The sequence below is a fragment of the Pantoea septica genome (genome assembly GCF_002095575.1).
GTDB lineage: Bacteria > Pseudomonadota > Gammaproteobacteria > Enterobacterales > Enterobacteriaceae > Pantoea > Pantoea septica.
On sequence record NZ_MLJJ01000084.1, the window covers coordinates 1 to 933 of the forward strand.

The window sequence follows — 933 nt, forward strand, 5'->3', positions numbered from 1 at the left end:
CGCGGCGAAGGATCTCAAACGGGTGAAGTGAATACCGGAGTAAAAAACCAGCCGATTTCCACAAAACGTCAACACCGCGGCTCCCGAAACTCAACGGGTGACGTGTTTAAAACCCCAACTGCATGAGGAGAACGAACATGGCTTCACGAGGCGTCAACAAGGTCATCCTGGTCGGCAATCTGGGACAGGACCCGGAGGTGCGCTACATGCCGAACGGCGGCGCGGTCGCAAACATCACGCTGGCGACGTCGGAAAGCTGGTGCGACAGGCAGACCGGTGAGAACAAAGAAATCACGGAGTGGCACCGCGTGGTGCTGTTCGGAAAGCTCGCAGAGGTGGCGGGGGAGTACCTGCGCAAGGGCTCACAGGTTTACATCGAGGGCCAGCTGCGCACGCGTAAATGGCAGGGCTCGGATGGGCAGGACAAGTACACCACCGAAGTCGTGGTGAACGTTGGCGGCACCATGCAGATGCTGGGCGGGCGCGGCAATGGTGCCGGCGGGCAGACCGGACAGCAGTTCAGCGGGCAGCAAAACGCTCAGCCGGCACAGCCAGCTGCAGGTAACGGCGGCAAAGGCGGTAAGGGCGGTCGTGGTGCGGCTCAGCCGCAGCCTGACCCCCAGTCACAGCCGCAGGGCAACTATCCGCCGACGGATTTTGACGACGACATCCCGTTCTGAATGACGCGGCTTTGCTCACGCGAGGCAGCGAATCAGGTGAAAACAGCAGGTAAACGAAGCAGAAATGCGGCCGGAACGGCCTGGATGGTTGCCCTGGCGGAGCTGTCACTCCGCGCAGGGCATGACAATCAAATTATGAGGAACTCGATATGTCAGCGACTCAGTCTAAAGAAAAAATTCGTAACGGCAAGACCTCCGCGTATTACGGCCGCCAGCGCGGCGGCTACCGCAGCTGCTGCGTCAGCGAACTGAC

1 protein-coding gene is annotated in these 933 nt (G+C 60.3%); it reads left to right on the plus strand.

The window, feature by feature from the left end; genetic code table 11:
* Positions 1-137: 137 nt before the first annotated feature.
* The gene (locus HA46_RS20625) at positions 138-680 is read left to right on the plus strand and encodes a single-stranded DNA-binding protein (RefSeq protein ID WP_084886592.1); all 543 of its coding nucleotides are present in this window, start codon (positions 138-140) and stop codon (positions 678-680) included.
* The last annotated feature ends 253 nt before the right edge of the window (positions 681-933 follow it).

Bases quoted from the DNA above. Each gene is read 5' to 3' on its own strand.
- HA46_RS20625 (WP_084886592.1), top strand. From the start codon at position 138: ATGGCTTCACGAGGCGTCAACAAGGTCATCCTGGTCGGCAATCTGGGA.